The organism is Ruminococcus sp. AM42-11, assembly GCF_003480145.1.
GTDB classification, from domain to species: domain Bacteria; phylum Bacillota; class Clostridia; order Lachnospirales; family Lachnospiraceae; genus Blautia_A; species Blautia_A faecis.
This window is the reverse complement of record NZ_QUIO01000036.1, coordinates 17154-42575: the sequence shown is the minus strand read 5'-3', so window position 1 is coordinate 42575 and position 25422 is coordinate 17154. Positions and strand designations below refer to the sequence as shown.

At 39.7% G+C, this 25422-nt stretch carries 28 protein-coding genes and 2 pseudogenes; 28 read left to right on the top strand and 2 right to left on the bottom strand.

The window, feature by feature from the left end; translation table 11 throughout:
* From DW904_RS17545 to DW904_RS17420, 25 genes and pseudogenes are all read left to right on the top strand, one after another.
* The coding region (locus DW904_RS17545) for a LysR family transcriptional regulator substrate-binding protein (protein ID WP_118583166.1) at positions 1-644 on the top strand (644 nt) is incomplete at its 5' end.
* 55 nt (positions 645-699) lie between these two features.
* Complete coding sequence (locus DW904_RS17540; RefSeq protein WP_118583164.1) at positions 700-1173, top strand: DUF2284 domain-containing protein; 474 nt, start codon at positions 700-702, stop codon at positions 1171-1173.
* A gap of 166 nt (positions 1174-1339) precedes the next feature.
* Complete coding sequence (locus DW904_RS17535; RefSeq protein ID WP_118583162.1) at positions 1340-2146, top strand: DUF4866 domain-containing protein; 807 nt, start codon at positions 1340-1342, stop codon at positions 2144-2146.
* A 27-nt stretch (positions 2147-2173) separates the two neighbouring features.
* Complete coding sequence (locus tag DW904_RS17530; protein ID WP_118583160.1) at positions 2174-3505, top strand: threonine/serine exporter family protein; 1332 nt, start codon at positions 2174-2176, stop codon at positions 3503-3505.
* Between the two features lie 334 nt (positions 3506-3839).
* Positions 3840-4151 (top strand): hypothetical protein, encoded by a 312-nt coding sequence (locus DW904_RS17525; protein WP_118583158.1) that lies wholly within the window; start codon positions 3840-3842, stop codon positions 4149-4151.
* Positions 4152-4986: 835 nt separating this feature from the next.
* Positions 4987-5982 carry a LacI family DNA-binding transcriptional regulator gene (locus tag DW904_RS17520; protein ID WP_202187760.1) on the top strand — a complete coding sequence of 332 codons (996 nt, stop codon included), beginning with the start codon at positions 4987-4989 and terminating at the stop codon, positions 5980-5982.
* 41 nt (positions 5983-6023) lie between these two features.
* Complete coding sequence (locus tag DW904_RS17515; protein WP_118583154.1) at positions 6024-7832, top strand: glycoside hydrolase family 13 protein; 1809 nt, start codon at positions 6024-6026, stop codon at positions 7830-7832.
* Positions 7816-9066: an extracellular solute-binding protein gene (locus tag DW904_RS17510; RefSeq protein ID WP_118583152.1), complete on the top strand. Its 1251-nt coding sequence runs from the start codon at positions 7816-7818 to the stop codon at positions 9064-9066. The genes DW904_RS17515 and DW904_RS17510 overlap by 17 nt, the downstream gene beginning before the upstream one ends.
* 34 nt (positions 9067-9100) lie before the next feature.
* A complete protein-coding gene (locus DW904_RS17505) occupies positions 9101-9985 on the top strand; it encodes a sugar ABC transporter permease (protein ID WP_118583150.1) in 885 nt (294 codons plus the stop codon).
* A 12-nt stretch (positions 9986-9997) separates the two neighbouring features.
* The gene (locus tag DW904_RS17500; RefSeq protein WP_118583148.1) at positions 9998-10843 is read left to right on the top strand and encodes a carbohydrate ABC transporter permease; all 846 of its coding nucleotides are present in this window, start codon (positions 9998-10000) and stop codon (positions 10841-10843) included.
* 451 nt (positions 10844-11294) lie between these two features.
* Positions 11295-11540, top strand: coding sequence for a winged helix-turn-helix domain-containing protein (locus DW904_RS24195; protein WP_243110478.1), 246 nt, complete (start codon positions 11295-11297; stop codon positions 11538-11540).
* A gap of 130 nt (positions 11541-11670) precedes the next feature.
* Positions 11671-12354, top strand: coding sequence for a response regulator transcription factor (locus tag DW904_RS17490; RefSeq protein ID WP_118583146.1), 684 nt, complete (start codon positions 11671-11673; stop codon positions 12352-12354).
* On the top strand, positions 12351-13403 hold the full coding sequence (locus DW904_RS17485; RefSeq protein WP_118583144.1) for a HAMP domain-containing sensor histidine kinase: 1053 nt from the start codon (positions 12351-12353) through the stop codon (positions 13401-13403). Before DW904_RS17490 ends, DW904_RS17485 begins: the two co-directional genes overlap by 4 nt.
* A 118-nt stretch (positions 13404-13521) precedes the next feature.
* Positions 13522-14187 (top strand): ABC transporter ATP-binding protein, encoded by a 666-nt coding sequence (locus DW904_RS17480; RefSeq protein ID WP_014078567.1) that lies wholly within the window; start codon positions 13522-13524, stop codon positions 14185-14187.
* 13 nt (positions 14188-14200) lie between these two features.
* Complete coding sequence (locus DW904_RS17475) at positions 14201-16717, top strand: ABC transporter permease (RefSeq protein WP_118583142.1); 2517 nt, start codon at positions 14201-14203, stop codon at positions 16715-16717.
* A gap of 398 nt (positions 16718-17115) precedes the next feature.
* Positions 17116-17355, top strand: coding sequence for a hypothetical protein (locus DW904_RS17465; RefSeq protein ID WP_118583140.1), 240 nt, complete (start codon positions 17116-17118; stop codon positions 17353-17355).
* Positions 17356-17614: 259 nt separating this feature from the next.
* Complete coding sequence (locus DW904_RS17460; protein WP_118583137.1) at positions 17615-17986, top strand: hypothetical protein; 372 nt, start codon at positions 17615-17617, stop codon at positions 17984-17986.
* 277 nt (positions 17987-18263) lie between these two features.
* On the top strand, positions 18264-18428 hold the full coding sequence (gene rd, locus DW904_RS17455) for a rubredoxin (protein WP_015524975.1): 165 nt from the start codon (positions 18264-18266) through the stop codon (positions 18426-18428).
* A 76-nt stretch (positions 18429-18504) separates the two neighbouring features.
* Positions 18505-18939, top strand: coding sequence for a hemerythrin family protein (locus tag DW904_RS17450; protein WP_019161195.1), 435 nt, complete (start codon positions 18505-18507; stop codon positions 18937-18939).
* A gap of 284 nt (positions 18940-19223) precedes the next feature.
* Complete coding sequence (locus DW904_RS17445; protein WP_118583134.1) at positions 19224-19433, top strand: sporulation initiation factor Spo0A C-terminal domain-containing protein; 210 nt, start codon at positions 19224-19226, stop codon at positions 19431-19433.
* Positions 19430-19858, top strand: coding sequence for a hypothetical protein (locus tag DW904_RS17440; RefSeq protein WP_118583131.1), 429 nt, complete (start codon positions 19430-19432; stop codon positions 19856-19858). Before DW904_RS17445 ends, DW904_RS17440 begins: the two co-directional genes overlap by 4 nt.
* 179 nt (positions 19859-20037) lie before the next feature.
* Positions 20038-20250: a DUF6219 family protein gene (locus DW904_RS17435; RefSeq protein ID WP_005421604.1), complete on the top strand. Its 213-nt coding sequence runs from the start codon at positions 20038-20040 to the stop codon at positions 20248-20250.
* A 3-nt stretch (positions 20251-20253) separates the two neighbouring features.
* Positions 20254-20708: pseudogene (locus DW904_RS17430) on the top strand (peroxiredoxin).
* Positions 20708-21454: a peroxide stress protein YaaA gene (gene yaaA / locus DW904_RS17425; RefSeq protein ID WP_118583128.1), complete on the top strand. Its 747-nt coding sequence runs from the start codon at positions 20708-20710 to the stop codon at positions 21452-21454. The pseudogene DW904_RS17430 and the gene yaaA overlap by 1 nt, the downstream one beginning before the upstream one ends.
* Positions 21455-21529: 75 nt before the next feature.
* Positions 21530-21688: a rubredoxin gene (locus tag DW904_RS17420; protein WP_005339874.1), complete on the top strand. Its 159-nt coding sequence runs from the start codon at positions 21530-21532 to the stop codon at positions 21686-21688.
* A gap of 262 nt (positions 21689-21950) precedes the next feature.
* Here DW904_RS17420 and DW904_RS17415 read toward each other — a convergent pair.
* Both DW904_RS17415 and DW904_RS17410 read right to left on the bottom strand, forming a co-directional pair.
* Positions 21951-22340, bottom strand: a pseudogene (locus DW904_RS17415) (transposase); the annotation flags it as partial.
* Positions 22341-22443: 103 nt separating this feature from the next.
* A complete protein-coding gene (locus DW904_RS17410) occupies positions 22444-23532 on the bottom strand; it encodes a histidinol-phosphate transaminase (RefSeq protein ID WP_118583125.1) in 1089 nt (362 codons plus the stop codon).
* A gap of 243 nt (positions 23533-23775) precedes the next feature.
* Here DW904_RS17410 and DW904_RS17405 point away from each other — a divergent pair, with 243 nt between their 5' ends.
* From DW904_RS17405 to DW904_RS17395, 3 genes are read left to right on the top strand one after another with little or no spacing between them, the layout of a single operon-like run.
* A complete protein-coding gene (locus DW904_RS17405; protein WP_118583122.1) occupies positions 23776-24027 on the top strand; it encodes a kinase in 252 nt (83 codons plus the stop codon).
* 13 nt (positions 24028-24040) lie between these two features.
* A complete protein-coding gene (locus tag DW904_RS17400) occupies positions 24041-24601 on the top strand; it encodes a GNAT family N-acetyltransferase (protein WP_118583119.1) in 561 nt (186 codons plus the stop codon).
* A gap of 45 nt (positions 24602-24646) precedes the next feature.
* Positions 24647-25405 (top strand): TSUP family transporter, encoded by a 759-nt coding sequence (locus DW904_RS17395; RefSeq protein ID WP_118583172.1) that lies wholly within the window; start codon positions 24647-24649, stop codon positions 25403-25405.
* Positions 25406-25422: the final 17 nt, after the last annotated feature.

Below are 25422 nucleotides of genomic sequence, written 5' to 3'. Positions count from 1 at the left end.
TGGCAGACAGCTCCGGATTATCCCATGGAAGTGTAGCCATCGGTGCCAGTGAAACTGCCCTCAATATTTTCCTGCTGGATAAATTAAAAAGTTTTCACATGACTTATCCTGGAATCCGGCTAAGACTATACAACCATTCCACACCGGAAGCCATTGAATCAGTTAAGAGTGGAAAGATTGATTTTGCAGTAGTTTCCACTCCGGCAGAGGTGGATTTCCCATTGAAACAGATCATGCTCATGCCGTTTCAGGAGATTCTGGTTGGAGGCACTACTTTTACCGCCCTTAGCAGTCAGGAGCTTTCCCTTCGGGAGGTAAAGAACTATCCGCTGATTTCTCTTGGGCGGGAAACTATGACCTATAAATTCTACAACAGTGTATTTTTATCACATGGTCTGGATCTTTCCCCGGATACGGAAGCTGCCACTGCGGATCAGATTCTGCCTCTGGTAAAATGCGAGCTCGGGCTTGCCTTTTTGCCCCAGCCGATGGCCGCACCTTCCCTTTTGAAAAAAGAGATCGTACAGATTCCATTAAAAGATGAAATACCGGAGCGCCAGATCTGCCTGGTGTATGACAGCCAGCATCCTATGGGAGCTGCGGCAAGGGAATTAAAAAATACCATTCTATTAGGGCATGTATAAAAACAGCGTATGGAAAAAATCTTGGTAATTAGAAAAAACTTGGAGAAAGTACTTTATGGATTACATAAAAGAAGCGAAAAAACTTGGTTTTTCAAATACGGCAATCATGGACACAAAAAAACTCGTATTCAAACCGGAATACCGAAAGTTTTGTGAAGAAAATCAGTGTGGATGTTACAACGTAAATCCAGCATGTCCACCTGAATGCGGAACGGTAGAAACTATGAAACAAAGGGTATTTGCCTATGAAAAAGCGCTTATTCTACAGACGATACAAAGTAAGGATATGGACTATAAAATGGCGAAGCTTGCGCACAATAAACTCACCGAACAGTTGGCCTCTAAAATAATGGAATCTGGAAATACCGACCTGCTGATCATGTCCGCTGGTCCTTACAGGCACTATTCTTGCCTGTCCGCCTACTGTGTTGATGCCCAGGAAATGGCAGATGCGGTGGGAATGACCTGCTGGGGGACCGATGATAAGATACGGTATTTTTCACAAATTTTATTTCATGGAAACTTATAATGGAAAACACTTACAACGGTCTGTGATATGGCAGACATAAAAATATGATATGAAAAAGAAATCTCTCATCCTATTGCGGTATGACTATAACAATGCTATAATCCCTCCCGAAAAGAGACAGGTACAGTTCTCATTATGATCCAAACAGAAAAAGAGGCGTTTTAGTATGAAAACAGTTTTACCAAGAGAACAAGCTGTAGAAGATATTTTTTCCAGAATCCTGGCTTCCCCGGAGGCATCAGGAAGGCTTCGGAAAGTGTTTTACCAATATCTGGACGATGAACATATGCTGGTGGATGAGGATCCGGACCACTTTTTGCAGGTACTCTTTCACGCTTACCAGAACGGGGATGTAAGTGCTCTTCTTCTGGAATTGTGTGGCAAAAGTATGTTTGATCTGCTCCGCGAAGCCTACCTGATTCCAAGAAAATTCCATGGAAAAGCAGGAGAGAACCCGGTTCTTCTTACTAATGTGGAAGGAGAGCTTCTTCCAGAAACAGGGAAGATGGTTTCCGCTCATGAATACGGAAAATTTAAAGAGACATTTGACAGGCATGAGTGTGTACCCAGGTCCGGGCTTTACCTTGCAGATGGATATGACATTGTACATTCTTACACGGACGGACTGGAAATTAAAGAAGAAAAAGAAGAACGCCAGCGTGGAATCTTGATCCTTTATGCACTCCCGGATACCTGTAAGCTGGGTCTTACAGAAGCCCAGACTTATGCCGTTGTATGGAAGACTTTCCAGGAAATCCAGCAGGCAGCACCGCATGCCGTCGTATTCTATGGACAGGAGACCGGTATAAAAAAAGAAAGTCCCGATAAACCCTTTGATGAGCTTGGCGTTCTCCTTCCTATCCATGAGTTTGAGAAGAAAATGCTTCAGCGCATGGAGGAAATTGATGGAATCGTCCTTGCCTGCAGGGAACGGATGATGGAACAGGCTGGAAATGACAGCCTGAAATTATAATGAGACTTTTTTGAAGGAAGTGGCTTTATGCAGTTGGAGAGGGTCAGAAAAAATCACATGGACGTGGAGTGGCATGAATACACCGATGAAAATGGCAAAAATACTCCCGTTATAAATGCGAGCATCACGGAAAAGGCTTCCATTATAGGACGTGTAGGGATTATGTTTTTATCCTGTGGAACTGGAGCATGGAGAGTCCGAAGCTCTATGAATGCCCTGGCGGAAGCGATGGGGATTACCTGCACCACAGATATCGGGCTGATGTCCATTGAGTACACCTGTTTTGATGGGGAAAACGGATTTACCCAGTCGTTATGTCTTACCAATACAGGGGTGAATACGTCAAAGCTGAACCGGCTGGAGCATTTTATCCGCAATTTTGAAACAGAGGGGAAAAATATGTCCGGGGAAGAGCTTCATAGCTATCTGGATGAGATTGAAAGAATTCATGGCCTTTATTCCCCGGTAGCCCTGGGGCTGGCTGCCGCCATTGCATGCTGTGGATTTACCTTCCTTCTGGGCGGAGGACTGGTAGAAATGTTCTGTGCTTTTGTTGGCGCAGGACTTGGAAATTTCTTTCGCTGTAAATTAACAAAGCATCATTTTACCCTGTTTCTTGGAATTGTTTCCTCGGTTTCTCTGGCATGCTTTGTATATGCAGGACTTTTGAAATTAGGGGAAATCCTGTTTGGGATTTCCATTCAGCATGAAGCAGGATATATCTGTGCCATGCTTTTTATCATCCCTGGTTTTCCCTTTATTACCAGCGGAATTGACCTGGCAAAGCTGGATATGCGTTCTGGCATGGAAAGGCTCACTTATGCACTGATCATTGTTCTGGTAGCCGCCATGTCTGCCTGGATCATGGCTATGCTCCTTCACCTGCAGCCAGTGGATTTCATAAAGATCCGTATGTCTGCTGCAATGTGGATCCTCACACGGCTTGCTGCAAGCTTTTTCGGCGTGTTCGGTTTTTCCATCATGTTTAACAGCCCAGTCAGGATTGCCTGTTCTACGGCAGTACTTGGTGCAATTGCAAATACCCTCCGTCTTGAACTGGTGGATCTCGTAGCTTTACCTCCGGCAGTAGCTGCATTTATAGGGGCACTTACAGCCGGACTTCTTGCCTCCCTTTTGAAAAATAAGGTGGGTTATCCAAGGATTTCCGTGACAGTGCCTTCCATTGTGGTCATGGTACCGGGGCTTTATTTATACCGTGGATTTTATAACCTTGGAATCATGTCCTTATCCGTTTCTGCATCCTGGTTTGCAGCTGCGCTTCTGATCATTGCATCGCTTCCGCTTGGACTAATCTTTGCAAGGATTTTAACAGATAAGACGTTTCGGTATTGTACCTGACTTGATTTGTGCTTGTAACAAAGACCGTAATAAATGTGATTGGTGAAATTGTGAAAAGGATATCTGATATTTTCTTCTGACCGGTGATTTTGACCATACAGGCATTGACTGGGAACCGATTGGAAATATGAATGATATGGAGAATCCTCCGCCTTTAGGCGGGGATTCTCTGCGTTTATGGATAAAGTTGTGCAAAATAATAAACCTTATCATACGGAAAGGCAGAAAAGCCCGAAAATACAGTATTTGTGCGGCTTTGGGGAATTTTGTACTTATCGTATTTTATCGTAATTTATCGTATCTTGATGAAAAAATGGTGTACTAATGGTTTAAAATGGACGTAATAAATGGGAATGTGCAAATTGAACAAAGACCAGATATCAAGATTAATACTGCCGAAGCAGACCTTATAGAAATAATCATCGTAAGACTTGGCGGAGAAAATCAAGATCAAAAAGGACTCGTTGATTTTTTATATGGATTGTTTTCAGGTAATCAGGAAAAAGTATTATCATATATTCCGGACTCTGATAAACCGGTCCGACAAAAGGAGGTGGCTGATATGTTAAGTATGATTTCCTATGCCGAGGAAAATGGTATAAAAAAAGGCGAAAAAAAAGGCGAAAAAAGAGTGAAAACCGTTTAGGAACATTTATGAATATTCTTCTGAAGAACAAACGTTATTCGGATGCAGAGAAGGCCTCTGAGGATGAAGAGTATCGTGAGGAGCTTTATAAAGAATATAAATTATAAGCATATTAAGAAGTACATCGGTAGAAATTATATGCACTGTAAAAAATAATAAAATATAAAAGGGCAGGTCTTTTTTAGGCTTGCCTTTTATAAATGGAAACTCAAGAGATTATGCAATTTCTGCAACAACTTGGACAAAATGAAACTGCATGTGTTCAAGCATTTCAACGTTGTCATTATGAATATCAGGATATCGGCTTTGCACATTATGCTGGGATAAAGGGAGACAATTAGAATAAAAGAGCCATTGATTTTACTGTTGAAGGAAACATTGCAGATATAACGATGTTAAAAAATATAAAATCGAAATTAAAATCTGCAGTTGAAAAAGCAATCAAACCAGCTGAATCAGCTAAGCATATAAGGCCATAATACTATATATTAAAACGATAATGTTATAAAAATCAGAACAAATTTTTGTATGTAATATACAAAATATCAATTCCTTTTAAAATTTAATTGACATTTCTAATAATAAGTGGTATTACTAAAGCATAGTTAATGCAAGCGCTTTCATAAAGGAAGCGCATATATTAAATCACATTATGCAACCGCTTGCATAATGCGTGAATGGAAGGAGGTTTTCACAAGAAAATTATTTTTTTACCATGGAATGCAACCGCTTGCATAATATCTGATATAAGGTTATAATAATGACACCAACAACACGGATAATGTAAAGAATCCTATAAAAATCAGAAAAAAATCTTATATCAGGGAGGATGTATATGGGGGCAACGTTAAATGATATCGCAAAAAAAGTGGGAGTTTCTCAATCTACTGTATCAAGAGTGATCAATGGAACTGCACCAATTTCAGATGAGATGAAAAATAAAGTTTATAAAGCAATGAAAGAGCTTAATTATCATCCAAACAGCCTTGCACGAAACCTTGCGAAAGGAAAGTCCCTTACGATCGGGCTAGTGGTAGATGCAGATAATGAAAATGCATTTGCCAATACCTTTTTCACGCGAAGTGTTTATGCAATGGAAAAAGTAGCACAGAGAAATGGATACAGTCTTCTGATCACAAATGATGTGGAAGAAAAAAGTTCTCCTGCATGCGAGCTCATTTTTGGACACAGAGTTGATGGATTAATTTTGACTGCGTCAGACTTGAACCAGAATATTTTATTAGCCCTGAGAAATGAAAACATTCCATGGGTGGTAATGGGAGAAACATCAGAGAAAAATGAAACCATGAACTGGGTAGATATGGATAATCTTCAGGGAGGCGTAAAAGCAGTCGAGCATTTACTTAAATGCGGTTATCGAAAAATTGCTTATGTTGCAGATGATCTGGAAGCCATGTTTACCAAACGAAGGATCCAGGGTTATGAGAAAGCTCTGGAGGGAAAAAATACCTGTATTATTTTTAAGGAAAAGAATGAAGAAGAATTGGAAAGAAAAATTATAGAGTCAACAGAACATAAACATGTAGATGCATTTTTATGCTCCAACAATATAATTGCCTTTCAGGTTCTGCAAGCATTGAAAAAACTTGGAAAGCAGGTACCCACAGAAATTGGAGTTGTAACTTTTGATAATTATCCCTTTGCAGAATATATGGATCCGCCGCTCACTGTAGTGGATATCGATACTTACAAGCTTGGGGAAATGGCAGCAGAGGTTTTGATAAATAAGATAAAAGATCAAAACTTTATACAAAGAGAGAACCTGATTTCAACTGAGTTGATTCCTAGGTTGTCTACTCGAAAGGTATAATAGAGTGAGGATATCAAAACCAATGCAGAATTGGAGAAAAAATGAATATACCGGCAGTACAACATCACGCAGGCTATCCGGATGTGTATCTTGCCAGCAGAAAGAAATTGGTGGTGACGATACATGCCGCTGCAGGCGATATTAGAACCTGCGAATTGCTGATTTTTTCAAGAACTTCACCAGAGAAGATCAGCAGTTACCTTATGCAGCGTGTTACTAGAGATGGTGTGAGAGATCATTTTACAGCAGAAGTGATTACAGAAGATACGTTAAGGTATTTGAAATATTATTTCAGATTAACTGACACCGCAGGAAAGATTTATTTCCAGAATGCATGGGAAACCAGTGAAAACGAACCAGAAGATGGATTTTATGAATTCCTCTATGCGAATGAAACTAATGTTTTAAAAGTTCCTGAATGGGCAAAAGGAGTTATTTATTATCAGATTTTCCCGGAACGCTTTGCTAATGGGGATTCTTCTAATGATCCTTCTGGCTGTCAGGAATGGGGAACATCCCCTAACAGAGAGAATTATATGGGAGGCGATCTCTCCGGAATTCTGAAAAATCTGGAATACCTGAATTCTCTTGGAGTGGAATGCCTGTATCTGAATCCCATATTCAAAGGGGATTTTAATCACAAATATGCTACAACGGATTATTTGGAGATTGATCCTTCTTTCGGAACAAAGGAAACATTTCAGGAACTGGTTGAAACCTGTCATAAATATGGGATAAAAATCGTTCTTGATGGGGTATTCAATCACTGTGGCATACATTTCGCTCCCTTTCAGGACATACTTGAAAAACAGGAATTATCCAGGTATTGTGACTGGTTTTATATCATAAAATTTCCTGTAGAAGTATCGGAAACAGATGCAGTTTATGAGTGTGTCGGGGACTATGGATATATGCCAAAACTGAATACGGCAAATCCGGAAGTACAGGCCTATATTTACAATGTGATGGTCTTCTGGCTGAACGAGTATCATATTGATGGATGGCGCTTAGATGTCGCAGATGAAATCGATCCCTCTTTGTGGACAAGAATCAGATATCGGATTAAGTCAGCGTATCCGGATTGTCTCCTTTTGGGAGAAACATGGGGAGATGGATTTTCCTTGCTGGATGAAAAATCCGTAGACAGTATCATGAATTATGTATTCCGGGATAGTGTGAGGGATTTTCTTGCCAGGGGCAGCATTGATGCAAAAATGTTTAACCACAGAATTTGCCAGATGCGTTCCCATTATCCGGAAGAAATCAGGCAGGCGCTTTTCCAGCCGCTGGACAGTCATGATACGGAACGATTTTTATGGAATTGCAGCGGTGATATTCGCCGTTTGAAACTGGCCGCTTTGTTCCAGATGTGTTTCCCAGGGGCTCCAAGCATCTATTACGGTGATGAAATTGGCTTAAATGGTGACAATGATCCCGATTGCAGAAGATGCATGGAATGGAACCCCGCAAAACAGAATGCAGATGTATTATCTTTTTACAAAAAAATAATCCGTATCCGAAAAAAGAATCCATGTTTAAGAACAGGAAACATTGTACCACTTGTATGTGAAAAGATGACATACGGGTATTTATGCCAGTCAGACAACCAACAAATTTATGTACTCATTAATGTGGCAGAAGAAGCGACTGAAGTGCGGCTTCCCGTTCTTAAGATTGCAGAGTACAAAGATTTATTGACAGGAAAAAGTTATCAGGCAGAAAAGCTGGTAAACGCAGGATATTTTAATGAAGACATGATTTCCTGCCAGGGAGCTTTAAAGTTATCATTGAGAGCATTTGAAGGCATCATTTTAAAAACAGGAGGAATGAAAAATGAGAAAAAGCAGTAAGTTATTTACCATTTTATCAGCAGCAATGTGTGTAACAGCATTAGGTGCAGCACCCTGTTATGCAGAAGAGGTTACCATCAATTTCTGGCATCATTACAGCGAACAGTCTGCCGAAAATGAGACATTGAATAATGTTTTGATCCCTGAGTTTGAAAAAGAAAATCCTGACATTAAGGTAAATGCAGTTTCTCATGAATGGTCAGATCTTCATGAAAAAATCCTGATCAGTGCCAAATCTGAGACGCTTCCAGATGTAGCACGACTTGACAGTGCCTGGGTACCTGAATTTGAAAAAATGGGAATTTTAGTACCTCTGAACCAGGAGATGGATGATTATCAGGAAGTAGCGGACGGTCTTCTGGAAAGTGCGATGAGTACCGCTCAGATTGGACAGGATACTTACGGACTTGCGTTAAATACAAATACGAAAATACTGTTTTATAATGTAAAGGCCTTCGAAGATGCCGGACTTTCTGCGCCGACTACTATGGATGAATTTATAGAGGACTGCAAGAAGCTAGCGGGCGAAAATGAAAATGGCCAGCAGATCTGGGGCTATGATGAACCAGCATTAGCAGGATGGAATTTATGTCCGTTTATCTGGAGCATGGGTGGTTCCATAACCAATGAGGATCAGACCAAGGCTACCGGATACTTAAACAGCGCTGAAACCGTAAATGCAATCCAGACACTTGCGGATCTGTATAAAGAAGGTGCGATCACTGGATGGAATAGTGGAGATATCCCAATGACGGATGGTTTTGGAACTGGAAGATATGCCATGATCATGGATGGTCCGTGGAAAATCTCTGAAATGGAAGGCTCATATCCAGATTTTGAATACGCAACAGCTCCAATGCCAGAAGGCGAGGGCGGTTCCCATTCTGTTCTTGGCGGCGAGGATATTTCCATGTTTAATACGGCAAACAAAGATGCTGCATGGAAATTCATGAAATTTATGACTGGTGAGTTTGCGCAGGAAGAAATGGCAAAATGCAGCCAGATTCCGGTAAATAAAGCTACTCTCGAAAGCGATACCGTAAAAAATGCTGATTTTGCACCATTTATCGAGGCTATTAAATCCGCAGAATCCAGACCTACCGTATCCTGCTGGTCTGAAATCGACAGCGAACTGGCAACTGCTGTAAGCGCTGTTATGAATGATGAAAAGAGCGCACAGGACGCCATGGATGAACTAGTAGAAAAAGTAGACGCTTTATTAGCAGAAGAATAATAGAACAGATTCTTAAGTTAACGGGAGGGATTGTATGAAAACAAAGAAAAGCCAAAATATCCAGATTGGATTTCTTCTCCTTCCAGGTATTTTGATTTTTGGATTCTTTACCATTTATCCAATCGTAAAATTATTTATCACAAGCTTTTTCAAATGGGATTTTGGCTCTATGTTTGATCAGGAGTTCATCGGATTTGCCAACTATAAAGAGGTTTTAACGGATCCATATTTTCACCTGTCATTTTCGAATTCCATTGTGTATACATTGGTAACAGTACCAGCACAAATGATACTTGGACTTCTGATCGCAATGCTCATAAACAATATTAATAAATTTTCCATTAGTTATCGAGTGGCATATTACCTTCCCGTTATTACTTCATGGGTAATTGCATCCTTAGTGTTCAAGTATGTTTTTAACACGGAAGGATTGCTAAACTATTTTCTTACCAAAGTAATACATCTGATCAGTGGAAACATCCATTGGCTGGACAGTCGGTGGGGCGGCATGAGCGTTGCAATGCTTTTGGGAACCTGGAAGGGAATCGGATGGAATATGGTAGTCTTTTTAGCTGCTTTACAGACTGTTCCAAGAGACTTATATGAGTCTGCAGCATTAGATGGTGCCGGAACTATTGCCAAATTTATCTATGTGACAATTCCTTCCATAAAAGGAACGATCCTGTTTGCACTGGTAATGCTCACCATTGGTGGATTTAATGTGTTTACATCGATTAAAATGATCACAGATGGAAATCCAGGACATAAAACAGAAAGTGTGCTGACCTGGATGTATTATAAGGCATTTAGTACAGGTGAATTTGGTTATTCCGCAGCACTTTCCTTTATTATTGCGGTGGTATTAGGAATATTGGCAGTTGTTCAATTCCGGATGATGGATCACAGTAAACTGGATTAGGGGGTGGGGAACTTGAAGATATCCAAAAAAGCTGTTTATAAAGGAATCACATACATAATCCTCACTCTCGGTCTTATCATTGTTGTTCTTCCAATGATCTATATGCTGAGTACTGCATTGAAGCCAAATGGTGCATTATATGAATATCCTCCCAGATTTTTTCCAAAAATAAAAGAAATTACCTTGGAAAATTTTCAGTATATTCTGCACCAAAAGAAGTTCGGAAACAATTTTATCAATAGTATTTTTGTTTCCACTGTGACGGTAACAATAGCAGCAATTGTTGCGGCAGCAATGGCATTCTGTATTGCGAGGTTTAAATTTCCGGGACGTAAGTTCTTATTCACGTTTATCATGCTGACCATGATCATACCTGGGACTACTTTGATTGTTCCCCAGTATGAGTTAGCGGTCAAACTGAAGGTGATCAATAAATTAAGCGGGTTAATTCCGTTTTATGTTGCATGGGTTATTCCCTATTCTACTTTCATGATAAAAGGGTTTGTAGAGAACATTCCCGGGGAGTTGGATGAAGCAACCTATATAGATGGTGGAAGTGTATTTACTGTTTTTTTCCGAATCATTCTTCCATTAACGAAACCAGGAATTGCTTCTGTATCTATTTTTAATTTCCTTACTGCATGGGAAGAATTTCCGTGGGCCAATACAGTCATTAATGACGATCTGAAAAGAACATTGCCCATCGCTATTTCCGGATTTTTCGGACAGCATCAGTTTACACAGTGGGGATATGTTTTTGCACTCTCTGTACTGAGCTTAATTCCAATACTTGTAGTTTTTATTTCCTGTCAAAGATTCTTTATTGAAGGATTAACGGCAGGAAGTGTAAAAGGTTAAATATGAAAATAGAAGAATCGGGTAGAAAGTGATTAACAATAGGCTTTCTGCTCGATTTTTCACGTTATAGGAAAGACCGCTTGCGGCGCTCTCCTAAATTGAAAAATGAGGCTGTCAGGAAATAGGCAGCCCCTTTTTTCATGAAAATTGGATATAAAAAGACAAAGGAAGAAAGGAACATTGGCCTCAATATGTAGTTGCATTTTTGAAATCTATAAAATTGACACATTTCTCATAAAAAGAAGCCTATTTTGTTTTAAGGGATTTTGGTAAAACATTATTAGAAGAATATGCAAAGGAAAAGAATAAGAGTGAGGTACTGTAAATTACAAATTGCCTGTTTTATTATTGTATGGTATATGATTTTTATTAATTCTTGATACATTTGTTTTGCAATGATTATGTATTTGATGCATTATCTTCCAGCAGATATTATAAAGAGCCAATGCCATTGAAGCAATGCTTTGAAATTAAAAAAAATGATGCAGGACAGGAATTTGATCCGTTTTTAGTAGATATATTTTTACAGAATCGTAGGCAGATAGAAAAAATATGTGAAGAAAACAACAATAAAAAGGAATTATTTCGAAAGCAGGAAAAAATAGATTTATCTTTTATAGAGTTTGAAATTTTGCATTTATTAATGCGAAGTCCCGGAAGAATGTTTAGCAAAGAACAAATATATGATATCATATGAAATGAACCTTATTTCGGTGATTATAATGTGGTTATGCGACATATCTGCAACATTAGAGAAAAGAAAACAAATCTCAGTGAGGTTTCTGTGACATTTGGATGCTACACTGAAAATGAAGGAGTGTGATACCATGCGAATTTTAGTAGTCGAGGATGATCGACTTTTGAATAATACTTTATGCTATAACTTGAATACTGCGGGCTATGCGGTTGATTCTGCACTGACAAAATCAGCGGCCAGTAGTTTCTTGACGAAGCAGGACTATAACCTGATTGTACTGGATGTAAATTTGCCGGATGGGAACGGTTTTGACTTCTGCCGGGAGGTAAAAGAGCGCCGCCCCGATACCGCTATTATCTTTCTGACCGCAAATGATATGGAAAGCGATATGCTCAAAGGGTATGAACTGGGCGCAGAGGATTATGTGACAAAACCTTTCCCTATGAGCGTCTTTCAAAAGAAACTGGCGGTGGTGCTGGGGCGGCTGACAAAACAATATGGTGGTGATACTTATGAGAATGGCACACTGACCATCAATTTTTCAGAGATGAGTGCTGCCCTGTCAGGAAAGCCACTTACATTCACCCCACTGGAATATCGACTTTTGAAAATCCTGATGAAAAATCCACAGATTGTTTTGACGCGGCAAGTCTTGTTGGAAAAACTGTGGGACGCAGACGGAAATTTTGTGGATGAACACGCTCTGACTGCGGCTATCAGCCGGGTACGAAACAAAATCGAAACACCCGACCGTCAGTACATCAAAACGGTATATGGTATGGGCTATATGTGGATCGGAGGGGCGCTGAAATGAATGTGCGAAAACTTTCCGTCAACAAAGCCTGTATCTTTTTAGCTGTTCTCCTGCTAGCAGCAATGGTGACGGTTTCAGTGGCTTTATATGCGTTGATCCAAGATATAACCGCTGTTTGGTATGTACTATTGTTCGGCATCTTTGTGCTGTTTTGCTCTATTTGTTTTATGGTGCTGGTTCGCCGCAAATTGGCGATGTTCTCTGATGCTTTTTGCAGTTTGATGGATGATATGTTGTCCGGGAATATGCAGCCGAAACAGACTGTGGAAGAAGAAAGCCTTTTCTATAAAATTGAATATCGGCTGAACCGTTTGTATGAAGTCATGCAGGAAAACAAGAACAGCATTGCACAAGAGCGGGCTGACTTGCAAGAACTAATTTCCGATATTTCCCATCAGGTCAAGACCCCGATTGCGAACTCGAAAATGATTAACAGCACCCTGCTTGAAAATGAAGTCCCTGTGCAAAAGCAAAAAGAGTTTCTTACAGCACAGGCCACCCAACTTGATAAACTGGATTTTCTCATGCAGGCTATGATTAAAACCTCGCGTCTGGAAACAGGTGTCATTTCTCTGGAAAAGAAAAGCCAGCCGCTTTATGACACGCTTGCCGCCGCATTGGGAGGTATCCTTCTTAACGCCGAGAAAAAACAGATCAATGTTCAAGTGAACTGCCCGGAGAGCTTGATCGTTTCTCATGACAGAAAATGGACAGGTGAAGCGCTGTTCAACATTTTGGATAATGCGGTGAAATATACGCCGGAGGGCGGTCAAATCCGGTTTTCGGTTGAAAGCCTGGAAAGGTATGTGAAAATTGACATTGCTGATACAGGCATTGGCATCTCAGAACAGCATCAGGGGGCAATTTTCAAGCGGTTCTATCGGGAGGACATCGTACATGATGTAGATGGAATTGGTATTGGTCTGTATCTGGCTCGTGAGATCGTAACCTTGCAAGGCGGTTATATTCGGGTAACATCCGAGGTTGGGAAGGGGTCAACCTTTTCTGTTTTCCTGCTTCGAGAACAGAGTAAGTACGCCGAAGAATAAATGTCACAGGCTTATGACATTTAGAACCGAATTGTCCAGAAATAATTTATAGCTCGTGACATTCCTGTGAGGTTTGGTCGTTACAATGGGCTTAACGAAAGAAAGGATGGTGTTCTTTATGAGCATTTTGCAAACGACTGAACTAAAAAAATATTATGGTTCAAAGCCCAATATTACGAAAGCACTGGATGGCGTAACCCTCTCCATTGAGGATGGGGAGTTCGTGGCTATTGTTGGTACTTCTGGCAGTGGAAAATCCACACTTCTGAATATGATGGGAGGTTTGGATACTCCAACTTCCGGCAGTATCAAAGTAAAAGGAAAAGAATTGTCGAAATTCAAGGATGAACAGCTTACCATCTTCCGCAGACGCAACATCGGTTTTATCTTTCAGAATTACAATCTTGTTCCTGTGCTGAACGTCTATGAAAATATTGTTTTGCCGGTGGAGCTGGATGGTGATACCGTTGATAAGCATTTCATGAATGAAGTCGTGAAAATGCTGGCTCTCGATGAAAAGCTGAACAGTATGCCTAACAATCTGTCCGGTGGTCAGCAGCAGCGTGTAGCGATTGCCCGCGCCCTTGTTTCTAAACCGGCTATCATCCTGGCCGACGAACCTACTGGAAACCTTGACAGCAGAACCAGCAGCGATGTATTGGGTCTTTTGAAAATGACCAGCCAGAAATTTCATCAGACCATTGTGATGATTACTCATAACAATGAGATTGCCCAGCTTGCCGACCGCATTATTCGTATTGAGGACGGCCGGATTTCCGAGTAAAGGGGGCGAAAACATGACGGATATTTTATTTGGGAATAACAACAGACTTGTCTTGAAACTTCTGGCAAAGCGCTCGTTGAAAGCTCAAAAAAATACGATTGCGGTATTGGCAATCATGCTTGCTACGTTGCTTTTTACCAGTTTGTTTACGATTGCCATTAGCTTGCAGGCTGCTATGCAGGAAAGTAATATGAGGACAACCGGCACTTCTGCCCATGCTGGTATCAAGCGTTTATCCTGGGAGGAATATGAGAAGCTATCATCGGATACAGGAATAAAAGACATCGGATATTCAATTATCATAGGAAATGCCGTGGGAGATGATTTCAATAAGACGCCGACGGAACTGCGATATGGTGATGAAACTTATTCGGAACTGACCTTTAATACTCCTGATACCGGACATCTGCCGGAACAAAAAAATGAGATCGCCACCAGTCGTATTGTTCTGGATGCGATGGGACTGCCGGATAAAGTCGGCACACAAATGGAGTTGACCTTTACAACCGATACGGATACATTTACCGATACCTTTACGCTTTGCGGCATTTGGGATGGGGATGCTGTGGCGTACCGTCAAACAATGCTATTATCCAAAGCATATGCGGAACAGGTAGCTCCGGTCATCCACGGGGAAACGGACGGAACAACCCCACCTGTGGGAACCGGTTATATTGATGCTGTTATGATGATGCCTACGGCATGGAATATTGAAAAGCAGGCATTAGAGGTGACTTCCAAATACGGTTTAGATGAACGGGTAAGTATTAACGACGCTTACCAAATGGCAACGGTCAATCTTTCTTCCATGCTGCCCCTTGTGACCGGTATTGCGGTTATCTTTATCGCAGGTTATCTTCTAATCTACAATGTGTTTTATATTTCTATCGCGCAGGATATTCGGTTTTATGGAATGTTGAAAACACTGGGAACCACCGCAAGACAAATAAGGAAAATCGTTTATAAAAAAGCAATTAAGCTATCTCTTATGGGTATTCCTATTGGACTATTGTTGGGATGGCCGATTGGTCGGTTGTTGTTGCCTGCGATTGTAAATATGCTAACTGATGATATAAGGGTCGTTACTACGGTAAATCCATTGATCTTTTTGGTAGCGATTGTCTTTTCTGCAATTACAGTTTTCATTAGCTGTCAAAAACCTGCGATATTGGCGGCTAAAGTTTCTCCGATGGAGGCACTGCACTATATTGAACAGACTGGTGGAAAGAAAAAGCAGCGGCGCAGTAAGCATATCAGCACAATGATGATGGCAAAGAGCAATCTGACTCGAAACAAGAAAAAAGTAATGATCGTTACTTTGTCTTTTGTCCTTAGTATTGTTCTCTTGAATAGCGTTTATACCTATGTGACCTCCTTTGACTTTGATAAGTTTGTGGCTGATTTCAGCCTTACAGATTTTACAGTTTCCGATACAACAGTAATTAACAATTATGCGCCATATAACACAGCGAATGTAAGCCAGGATTTTATTAGCCAGACAGAAAGTTTGAATGGTCTTGAAGATATAGGAAATATCTACTTATGGACTTCCAAACAGCCGCTTTCTGAAAACGACCTCGCCCGATTACAGGAACTCTCTGCTTCTTCCAGTGATATTGCAAATGAACTGGAAAATTATAGGGTTCGACAGGAACATGGTGTGAATGTATATGGCTTGGATGATTTTCCGACAGAATATGTACAGGTGTTAGACGGTGAACTAAACACGGAACAGTGGAAAGCCGGAACCGGCGTGTATGTAACTCCATTGCGAATGATGGGTGATGGTTCTCTTTGCTTGTATAAACCGGGCGATCAAATTAGCGTGACACAGCTTGATGGTACAAATAAAGTGTATGATGTGCTGGCTGTAGTACGTATTCCAAGCGCATTACAAACTCCTTTGCAGGTAGACATGGGATTGGACTATATTTTCCCGACCAATGAACTTTTGGGAAATATGGTACCCGCCGATCAGCCGGCCATGAAAACAATCTTCAATGTGGATCATGAACACCAGCTTGCAACCGAAAACTGGCTGAAAAACTACACTAAAAATACGGACACCTCTTTGGATTATCTTTCAAAAGTGACCCTGCGGCAGAACTTTGACAGGATGATCAATATGTTCCGTCTTGTGGGCGGCACTCTTTGTGCGATATTGGCTCTGATCGGCATACTGAACTTTATTAACTCCATAACAACGTCTATCTTGTCTCGATACAGAGAAATTGCAATGCTACAATCGGTAGGTATGACAGGATGGCAGGTTAAGCAAATACTGATATATGAAGGGATTGGTTATTCTATCTTGGGCCTTTTAGGTTCTCTGATACTTTCCGTTATAGCAAGTCTAACGGTGGTTCGGATGATGGGTGTGGAATTAACCTATTTTACATGGCATTTTACCCTGCTTCCGGTATTTCTCTGTATTATCCCTCTGCTCCTCATTACAGCCATTGTTCCTTTGGTCTGCTATAACAAAATGGCACAAAAAACTGTGGTAGAGCGGTTACGTATTGCTGAATAAAATACGCAGATACGAAACGGTCATCCAAAAGGGGTGGCCGTTTTCAAATGTCACAAAATTTGGGCAACGAGTGAAATCACTGCCTTACCTGTATTGTGTTGAAAAATTTCGCCTAACCTTAGAAAAAGTTGTTTTGTTGATTGCTGAAAACTCTATTAACTTATCATACAGAAAGGCGGAAAAGCCCAGAAATACAGTATTTGTGCGGCTTTGGGAAATTTTGTACTTATCGTATCTTGTCGTAATTTATCGTATCTTGATGAAAAAATGGTGTACTAATGGTTTAAAGATCAACATCATCTGCTTTTTCCAGAATCAAACAGTTGGAGTTAAATGGATATATCCGCAGAATCCCGGCATCGCCAAGAGCAATTGAGATTTTATAGTGGGGTGTCGGCATGAACAAAGTATATGTAGATGTAGTAGCAGAGTTTCGGAAAGACGGACAGCTGGTTCCCATATTTTTTACATGGGAGGATGGAAGAAAGTATAGCATTGACAGAATTTTGAAAATCGAGCGGTACGCCAGCAGAAAGGCAGGCGGTGTAGGAATGATGTACACCTGTATGATACAGTGGCAAGAAAACCACTTGTTTTACGAAGTGGATAAATGGTTTATGGAGAGAAAAACAGCATAAGGAGAGATTGGTATAGACGATATTATTTGGATTATTAATCGACAGGGATAGTCACTTTTCCTTTATATTCCTGCAGGTTTTACATAAGAAGATGGATTTCGGTCAGCAAAGGCAGCTCCCACAATGCCTTTTGGATATCCGCTTCTGCAAGTTGTAGTAAGTAATTGCTTCCCATCAAAATCATGAGATCGTGGTACCGCAGGCAAAGGATAAAAGATTTAAACCGTCACTGGGCGTTGAGGAAGAGTAGGTGAGTAATATGAGATACGAAGATTCGATGAAAGGTGTAGCTGATCAGATAATCAAAGAACAGCAGCGAGCCAGTAAAATTAAAAACAATCCAGAAGAGTTCCATTGGCATGACGAATATGCAACGTTGAATTTCTTTCGGTTTATCTGCAAAAATATCGGTAACTTGAGAAATGGAGAAATTGAAAAAATGGTCACACGTTTAAAGTACATAGATCAGAAAGCAGTGGAAAACCATGTGAATGGTGCTGTTTGGGCATTTGATTATGATAAGATGTTCTGTGTATTGATGGAAAATGAAATTTGTCGAAAGGTGTGTGAAAAGAATAAATATAACAGTTGGATGAATCTGATTGGACAGTATTGTGTTTCAAGGACTTAAAGACGAAGAGAGTTGTTGGAGAGAAATAATTTCCAGCAACTCTGTCTTTAATGAATAGAGTTCATTTTTTTATTCAACTATTCCCATGATATATACAATATGTAAATGTGCAATTCAAATATCAGTTTATGCTAAGTGTAAAAAATAATAATAATTACTATTATTGACAAAAGAATAATTATCATGTATAATACAGATACATAAGAAACAAAGTGTTAGAAAAATTGCTAGGAACTTGGTAACAAAAATAAATCGACATTGAAAAGGGAAAATGACTATGAAAAAATATGAATGTGAACCATGTGGATATATTTATGATCCGGCAGTAGGAGATCCAGACGCCGGTATCGCTCCAGAAACTGCATTTGAGGATATTCCAGATGACTGGACATGCCCAATCTGCGGATTAGGAAAAGATGTTTTCGTTCCTGTAGAAGACTAAGCAGAAAATGCAGGTACGAAACTGCCAGACATTAAAAGAGCCTAAGAGAACATATAAAAGAAATGGAGGTCAAATTATGACTTACGATTTAAACATTACCTTTGATGACAATTTAGTAACAGGAAATAAAACAATCGATACACAGCACAAAGAATTGATTGACCGTATTCAGAACTTTGTAATTGCCTGTCAAAATGGCGACAGCAAGGTAAAGGCGATCAAACTTCTGGATTATCTTAACGAGTATACTGACTTTCATTTTAAAGAAGAAGAAGCACTTCAGGAAAAAGCCGGTTATCCAGAGCGTGAAAAACATTATGAAAAACATGAAGAGTTTAAAAAGACAATTCAGGAACTGTATGAATACCTTCAGGAGTATGAAGGACCAACAGATCGGTTCAGTGAACTTGTACAGAAAAATGTAATCGACTGGCTGTTTGGACACATTAAAACATACGACCGCTCTGTGGCAAAATTTATCTTTATGAAGCAAAATCCAGATCGATGCTAAAATAAACCAGGGAACGAGTTCACTCAGAATGTAGACAACGTGATGAAGTAAACTAGGGGCTGTCATAATGCAGCCCCTTTCCTGTTATAGCGATATTCTAGGTAATATATTGCGCTGGCATGACATATTATTTTACTACTATATGGGAAGAGCAAGCAGCTCTTCTTTTTTTGTCCTTTTTATCCAATTTTAAGTTGTAAAGTCTCTTTTCATGCCAACAGAAATATGCTAAATTGATTTTATAGAACAAGATATAATTCCACTTATATATCTGAGGAAAATGAATGAGAGAGAAAACTATATATGAGAAGATTGCAGAAAAGTATAACACAACACCAGAAGAAGTACGCAGAAAAATGCAGATAGCCATAGATGCAGGATTTGTTAATCCTGACCCGGCAGTGCAGGAAGAATGGAAGAAAATGACACTTAAAGGAGACAGGCCTACACCGGAAGAAGTAATCAATTACGCAGTAAAAAAATTAAAAATATGAAGAAAAAGATAATTGCAGTAATTTCAGGAACAGCAATCTTGATAATTGCTGCAGGAAGTATTTATGGGAAATTTGAATCCAGTCATAAAGAAGGCGAACCAGATGTAGTTGGAACTTTTTCTGTAAATCGGGATGAAAATATAACCGTGGTCGCAAATAGGGAAGATATTGAGGATAGAGAAGCGTTTGCAAGAAAACTTTTGCAGATGTACAAGGATGATTCTTTACATTCGACAAAATTCTCCACAGACAGAGGATATGCGACGAGCATTGATATGAACATCTATTTATGGAAAGAAGATATTGAAGACGGGGAATCGGTAATGACAGCCGAATATAGACCTGTAGAATACGGAAAGGACTATGATGTTGTCAATAATCCTGATAAATTTCAACTATATATAGATGGAAATGAGATTAAATAGTAATCTCCTGAAAGCAAGCTTTTTGTCAATTATTTCAAAGAAAAATTAAAGGATAACAATACATAGTTTTGACAATAATATTTTGAAAAAATTTATAGGAATGTTCTATTATCAAATTGACATAGGAATATGGTAGCGTATAATTAGAATTGAATACACTGAAAAAATGGAGGAATTACATGAAAGCACATAAATATTGGTCAGTAGGAGCATTGATCACAATGCTTGGGACTTTTTACACTGGATATAAAAAGCAAAAATCAAGTCACAAATACTTTGCTTTAAGTTCTATGTTATGTATGGTAATGGCGATATATACAGGTCATAAAATGATTACCGGGAATAGGAAGAAAAAGGCGAATAAAGAGAAAGATACAGAAAGGGAGGGATAAATAATGTTGGAAGTAGGGGTTAAGGCACCGGATTTTGAGTTGCCAGATCAAAATGGGAAAATACATAGATTATCGGATTATACAGGAAAAAAAGTGATTTTATATTCTATCCCAAGGATAATACAGCGGGATGCACGAAACAGGCATGTGGGTTTTCTGAGCGATACCCTCAGTTTACCGAAAAAGGAGCAGTTATTCTTGGAGTCAGTAAGGATTCTGTATCCTCTCATAAGAGATTTGAGGAAAAATATGGATTGGCATTTACACTTTTAGCAGATCCAGAGCGGAAAGTTATTGAAGCATATGATGTATGGAAAGAAAAGAAAAATTATGGAAAAGTCTCTATGGGAGTAGTAAGAACCACATATCTTATTGATGAACAGGGGATTATTATAAAGGCAAATGATAAAGTCAAGGCTGCAGATGATCCTGAAAATATGCTCAAGGAATTAGATTAATGAAGATAATATTATCCCCTGCTAAAAAGATGATTACAGATACTGACAGCATAGCGCCGGATGGATTGCCTGAATTTATTGAAAAGACGACAGAGATACAAAGTTGGTTGAAAAGTAAGTCAAAAGAAGAACTGAAGACTATCTGGAAATGTAATGACAAAATTACAGAACAGAACTTCAATAGATTGGAAAACATGGATCTTTATCATTTACTTACCCCAGCTGTCTTATCATATGAAGGAATTGCTTTTCAATATATGGCTCCATCCGTGTTTGAGGACAGTCAGTTCGAGTATGTACAAAAACATTTGAGAATAATATCTGCATTTTATGGTGTGTTAAAACCAAGGGATGGTGTGACGCCTTATCGTTTGGAAATGCAGACGAAGGTTGGAATAGGAGAAACAAAAAATCTGTATGAGTACTGGGGAGATTTATTATACCGCTCAGTGATTGATAACAGCAGGATTATAATCAATCTGGCATCGAAAGAATACTCTAAGTGCATAGAAAAATATCTGACACGACAGGATAGATACATTACGATTACATTTTGTGAGTTATCAGGAGATAAACTGGTGACAAAAGGTACATATGCTAAGATGGCCCGTGGTGAAATGGTTAGGTTCATGGCTGAAAACAGAATTGAAAATCCTGAGGATATTAAGAAATTTGATAGACTAGGCTATTCATTCCGCTCTGATTTATCATCAGATGCAGAATATGTTTTTGAACGGAAAAAATGATGATTGAATGATTATTTTAAATAAAAGGTAATCAGTAATATTGATTATTATAATAATAGAAGGAGGAACAAACTAATGAAATATGTATGTGACGTTTGCGGATGGGAATATGATGAAGAGGAAGGTTATCCTGAAGGTGGTATTGCACCAGGAACAAAGTGGGAGGACGTTCCAGAAGATTTTGAATGCCCATTATGTAATGTTGGAAAAGATCAGTTTTCAGAAGTTGAATAAAATTCTGATTATTTAAATACGGCTAGATAAACAAAAACCCTGGTGCGTGTGAGCAACAGGGTTTCAGACTGTAGACAAACTTGGTGTTGGGTGTTATGCCCAGCACCATTTTTCTTTTAAAACTTCTTTTCTTTTTATTTTCTTCAAAATCAACAAAAATCTGGCTGTGTTCCAACCTCGTTTTTCCAGGATCTTTGCCAGTTTTTTCAGATTCATGCATGCAAAGGTAAGCCCGGCTTTCATTTCCATCCGTGCTTTTTTCCAGAATCTTTGAAAAGATATGCTCAAAAAGGTCTGCATCTTTGAAACGGCGGGTATAATTCTTTCCAAATGTAGAGAAATGAGGTACTGGATCTAACATGTCTAGTCCGAGAAACCAACGGTATGCAACGTTTACCTCGATCTCTTTCATGGTCTGACGCATGCTTTTTATCCCATAGAGATACTGAATGAATGGTATCTTTATCAGCATGACGGGATCCATACTGGGACGGCCGTTATCCGGACAGTATTTTTCTTCAACCAGATCATAAATAAAATTCCAATTGATTGCTTTATCAATCAATCGCAGCATATGGTTTTGAGGTACCATGTCATCCATGGAAAACATCATCATTTGTTCTCTGTTTTTATCTGCATTTTTCGTCATCATAAAAAACACCGCCCTTCTGATATTTATTATATCAGAAAAGCGGTTCCAACAATAGCAAAACCCTGCAAAAGCAGGGCTTTGTCTACAGTCTGAAGCAGCTGGATTACAGCTGCTTCAGTACGTTTAAGAGTTTTGTATTATCGTCGTGCATCATGATGCAGAAGCGGACAAATTCGCCGTCCAGGCACTGGAAGGAAGAACAGTCGCGGATCATCAGGCCTTTTTTGATGCAGGCCTCAAAGACATCGGCGGAAGTCAGACCGTCCCGGCGGATTTTTAATAAGATGAAATTGGCATAGGCAGGATAAACTTTAAAAGTAGGGATATTTTGAAGTTCCTGCTCCATGCGGTCACGCTCATCGAGGATCAGATCACGCGTTTCCTGAATGTAGTCGTGGTCACGGAGCATCAGCTCTCCGGCAAAGGCACCAAGACTGTTCAGTGACCATGGCGTCTGTTTTTCTCGCATTTTGGAAAGAAATTCCATATTTCCGGTAATTCCGTAACCGAGACGCATGCCCGGTGCAGCATAAAATTTAGAAACACCACGCAGTACCATAAGATTGGTAAATTCTCTGGTCAGAGGAATTGCAGTTATTTCTTCGACATCTGGTGCGAACTCTACGTAAGTTTCATCGATCATGACAAAAATATCTTTATCTGCACAGAATGCGATCAGTTTGCAGAGATCTTCCTGCATGATCGCAGAGGAAGTCGGATTATTCGGATTGCAGAGAATCAGGAAATCATAACCGTTTTCCAGAGTTTTGCACAGATCCTCTACATCGAGAGTGAAATTTCGTTCTTCTCGCAGATGATAATATTCCTGTGTGCTTCCGGAGAAAGAAAGTTCTCTGGAATATTCGGAATATGTCGGTCCGAGAATCAGGGTGTGTTTCGGCGCACGTTCCTGAATCAGAAGTGAGATCAGTTCACTGGAACCATTTCCCGGTAAAATAAATTCAGCGGGAATCCTGCAGTATTCTGAGATCGTATTTCTGAGAGATACATAATCTCTGTCCGGATAAGAAGAAAAAAGATCGACATTTTCTGCAATTTCTTTTTTTACAGAGGCGGAGAGGCCAAGAGGATTGACATTTGCCCCGAATTTAACGATATCTTCTTTATTTAAATGATAGTAGTCACATATTTTTTCTATGTCACTTCCATGAAAAACCATTTTTGTAATCATAAGGTTACACTCCTCATTATTTCGCTATTTACTATAATAAATCATCGAAGCGTTTTTTACAATAGACAACCGCCGAAGATGTGTTATACTAGAAAAACAGGTGTTGCTGTGAACACAGGCAGTATTCCGCGAGGTGTTTTGGAATGGATTTTGACCAAGTTGCTGTGAACGGAGTGAACAGTAACAAACAGGTGTTGTTGTGAACAGCAATAACTAATAAATATGCAAGATGGGGGAATGAATATGAGATTGCAGACAGTACAGGATGCATTGAATCAAAAAAATATCAGGTTTGAATATACCGAAGAAGACGGATGCGGAAGTCTGGATTTTATGTTCCGCGGACTGAAATTCCATGTGTGGGAATATCACGATGGAGTCTGGGGTGCAGAGACAAATATCTATGAGGCAGGCAGAAGTGAGGATATTGAGGGCGATTATGAAGAAAAGATTGCCGGAGAAATTCTGTCATGGCCGGATATGATCAATAATTAAGCAGGAGAGAAAAATGAAACTTGTAAACATTGCCGATGAAGGCGCAAAATATAAATGGCAGCTTTATGATCTGTATAATAAAGCATTTCCGGAACAGGAGAAAAAGCCCCTGCAGGTAATGGAAAACCTGGTAGCAGATGGAAAGATGGAGATGCTTGCAATGGTTGACGAAGATGAATTCGTAGGACTGGCAATCAATCTGATCGATGCGGAGCAGGATAGGGCGCTTCTGGATTATTATGCAATTGTACCGGAGAAAAGAAATTACGGATATGGAAGCAGGGGACTGGAGGCATTACTTAAAAAGTTCAAAAATCATAAATATATTTTTGAAATAGAAACACAGGATGAAAAAGCAGAAAATGCTGAAGAACGCAAAAAAAGAAAGGCTTTTTATCTTCGGAACGGACTTCAGGAGACGGGATTGTTTGTAAATGTGTATGATACAGATTTTGAAATCCTTACACCGGACGGTGAGCTGACTTTCTGGGAATATGTAGATTTTCTGCGAGAAGTAATGTATGAAGAATACGTACAGATTCTTCGCCCGACATTGATTGCGATGAAAAAATAATAAAAATACAAAAGGAAATTAAGGACAGGGAACGTGGGAGAAAATGTGGTTTTAGTTTATCTGGTAGTATGTTTTTTTGTATTTCTGGCAGGATTTGTGGATTCGATTGCCGGAGGAGGCGGACTGATCTCACTTCCGGCATATATGATTGCGGGACTGCCGGTACATACTGCAATTGCAACAAATAAAATGAGCAGCTCCATGGGAACTTTCGTGGCATCTTTTCACTACATGAAAAAAGGCTTTATGAAATGGAAAATCTGTATTCCGGCAGTTTTTGGTGCAATTGCCGGATCCTGGATAGGATCTCATCTGGCTCTTCTGATTTCGGAGAAAGCTTTAAAGATCGCCATGCTGGTTGTGCTTCCGGTCATTTTGTTTTATGTACTGAGAAGCAAAGCACTGAAAGGAAAAGACGAAAATGCAACAGAAGTAATCAATGGAATGCTGATTTTTAAAAGTATTCTGATCGCAGCTGTAGTTGGTATTTATGATGGGATTTACGGACCGGGAACAGGAACATTTCTGATGCTTTTATTTACCGGTTTCTGTCATATGACATTAAACGATGCAGCAGGTGCCACAAAGGCAATCAATCTGACAACCAATATCACAGCACTTGTCGTATTTCTGATCAATGGCAAAGTGCTTTTGCCACTGGGAATTGCAGCAGGAGTTTGTAACATGGCAGGGAATTATCTTGGAAGTCATAGCTTTACTTCAAACGGTCACAAGATCGTAAAACCGGTTATGATTGTGGTGATCGTGATCTTCTTCATTAAAGTATTAACAGAACTGATTTGAAACACACAAAAGGGGAC

Coding starts and splice junctions, on each gene's coding strand:
- DW904_RS17410 (WP_118583125.1), bottom strand. CDS start 23,532: ATGATTACAAAAATGGTTTTTCATGGAAGTGACATAGAAAAAATATGT.
- DW904_RS17445 (WP_118583134.1), top strand. CDS start 19,224: ATGAGAGAGAAAACTATATATGAGAAGATTGCAGAAAAGTATAACACA.
- DW904_RS17435 (WP_005421604.1), top strand. CDS start 20,038: ATGAAAGCACATAAATATTGGTCAGTAGGAGCATTGATCACAATGCTT.
- DW904_RS17405 (WP_118583122.1), top strand. CDS start 23,776: ATGAGATTGCAGACAGTACAGGATGCATTGAATCAAAAAAATATCAGG.
- DW904_RS17535 (WP_118583162.1), top strand. CDS start 1,340: ATGAAAACAGTTTTACCAAGAGAACAAGCTGTAGAAGATATTTTTTCC.
- DW904_RS17520 (WP_202187760.1), top strand. CDS start 4,987: ATGGGGGCAACGTTAAATGATATCGCAAAAAAAGTGGGAGTTTCTCAA.
- DW904_RS17485 (WP_118583144.1), top strand. CDS start 12,351: ATGAATGTGCGAAAACTTTCCGTCAACAAAGCCTGTATCTTTTTAGCT.
- DW904_RS17510 (WP_118583152.1), top strand. CDS start 7,816: ATGAGAAAAAGCAGTAAGTTATTTACCATTTTATCAGCAGCAATGTGT.
- rd (WP_015524975.1), top strand. CDS start 18,264: ATGAAAAAATATGAATGTGAACCATGTGGATATATTTATGATCCGGCA.
- DW904_RS17440 (WP_118583131.1), top strand. CDS start 19,430: ATGAAGAAAAAGATAATTGCAGTAATTTCAGGAACAGCAATCTTGATA.
- DW904_RS17515 (WP_118583154.1), top strand. CDS start 6,024: ATGAATATACCGGCAGTACAACATCACGCAGGCTATCCGGATGTGTAT.
- DW904_RS17460 (WP_118583137.1), top strand. CDS start 17,615: ATGAGATACGAAGATTCGATGAAAGGTGTAGCTGATCAGATAATCAAA.
- yaaA (WP_118583128.1), top strand. CDS start 20,708: ATGAAGATAATATTATCCCCTGCTAAAAAGATGATTACAGATACTGAC.
- DW904_RS17450 (WP_019161195.1), top strand. CDS start 18,505: ATGACTTACGATTTAAACATTACCTTTGATGACAATTTAGTAACAGGA.
- DW904_RS17465 (WP_118583140.1), top strand. CDS start 17,116: ATGAACAAAGTATATGTAGATGTAGTAGCAGAGTTTCGGAAAGACGGA.
- DW904_RS17475 (WP_118583142.1), top strand. CDS start 14,201: ATGACGGATATTTTATTTGGGAATAACAACAGACTTGTCTTGAAACTT.
- DW904_RS17480 (WP_014078567.1), top strand. CDS start 13,522: ATGAGCATTTTGCAAACGACTGAACTAAAAAAATATTATGGTTCAAAG.
- DW904_RS17490 (WP_118583146.1), top strand. CDS start 11,671: ATGCGAATTTTAGTAGTCGAGGATGATCGACTTTTGAATAATACTTTA.
- DW904_RS17540 (WP_118583164.1), top strand. CDS start 700: ATGGATTACATAAAAGAAGCGAAAAAACTTGGTTTTTCAAATACGGCA.
- DW904_RS17505 (WP_118583150.1), top strand. CDS start 9,101: ATGAAAACAAAGAAAAGCCAAAATATCCAGATTGGATTTCTTCTCCTT.
- DW904_RS17400 (WP_118583119.1), top strand. CDS start 24,041: ATGAAACTTGTAAACATTGCCGATGAAGGCGCAAAATATAAATGGCAG.
- DW904_RS17420 (WP_005339874.1), top strand. CDS start 21,530: ATGAAATATGTATGTGACGTTTGCGGATGGGAATATGATGAAGAGGAA.
- DW904_RS17530 (WP_118583160.1), top strand. CDS start 2,174: ATGCAGTTGGAGAGGGTCAGAAAAAATCACATGGACGTGGAGTGGCAT.
- DW904_RS17525 (WP_118583158.1), top strand. CDS start 3,840: ATGGACGTAATAAATGGGAATGTGCAAATTGAACAAAGACCAGATATC.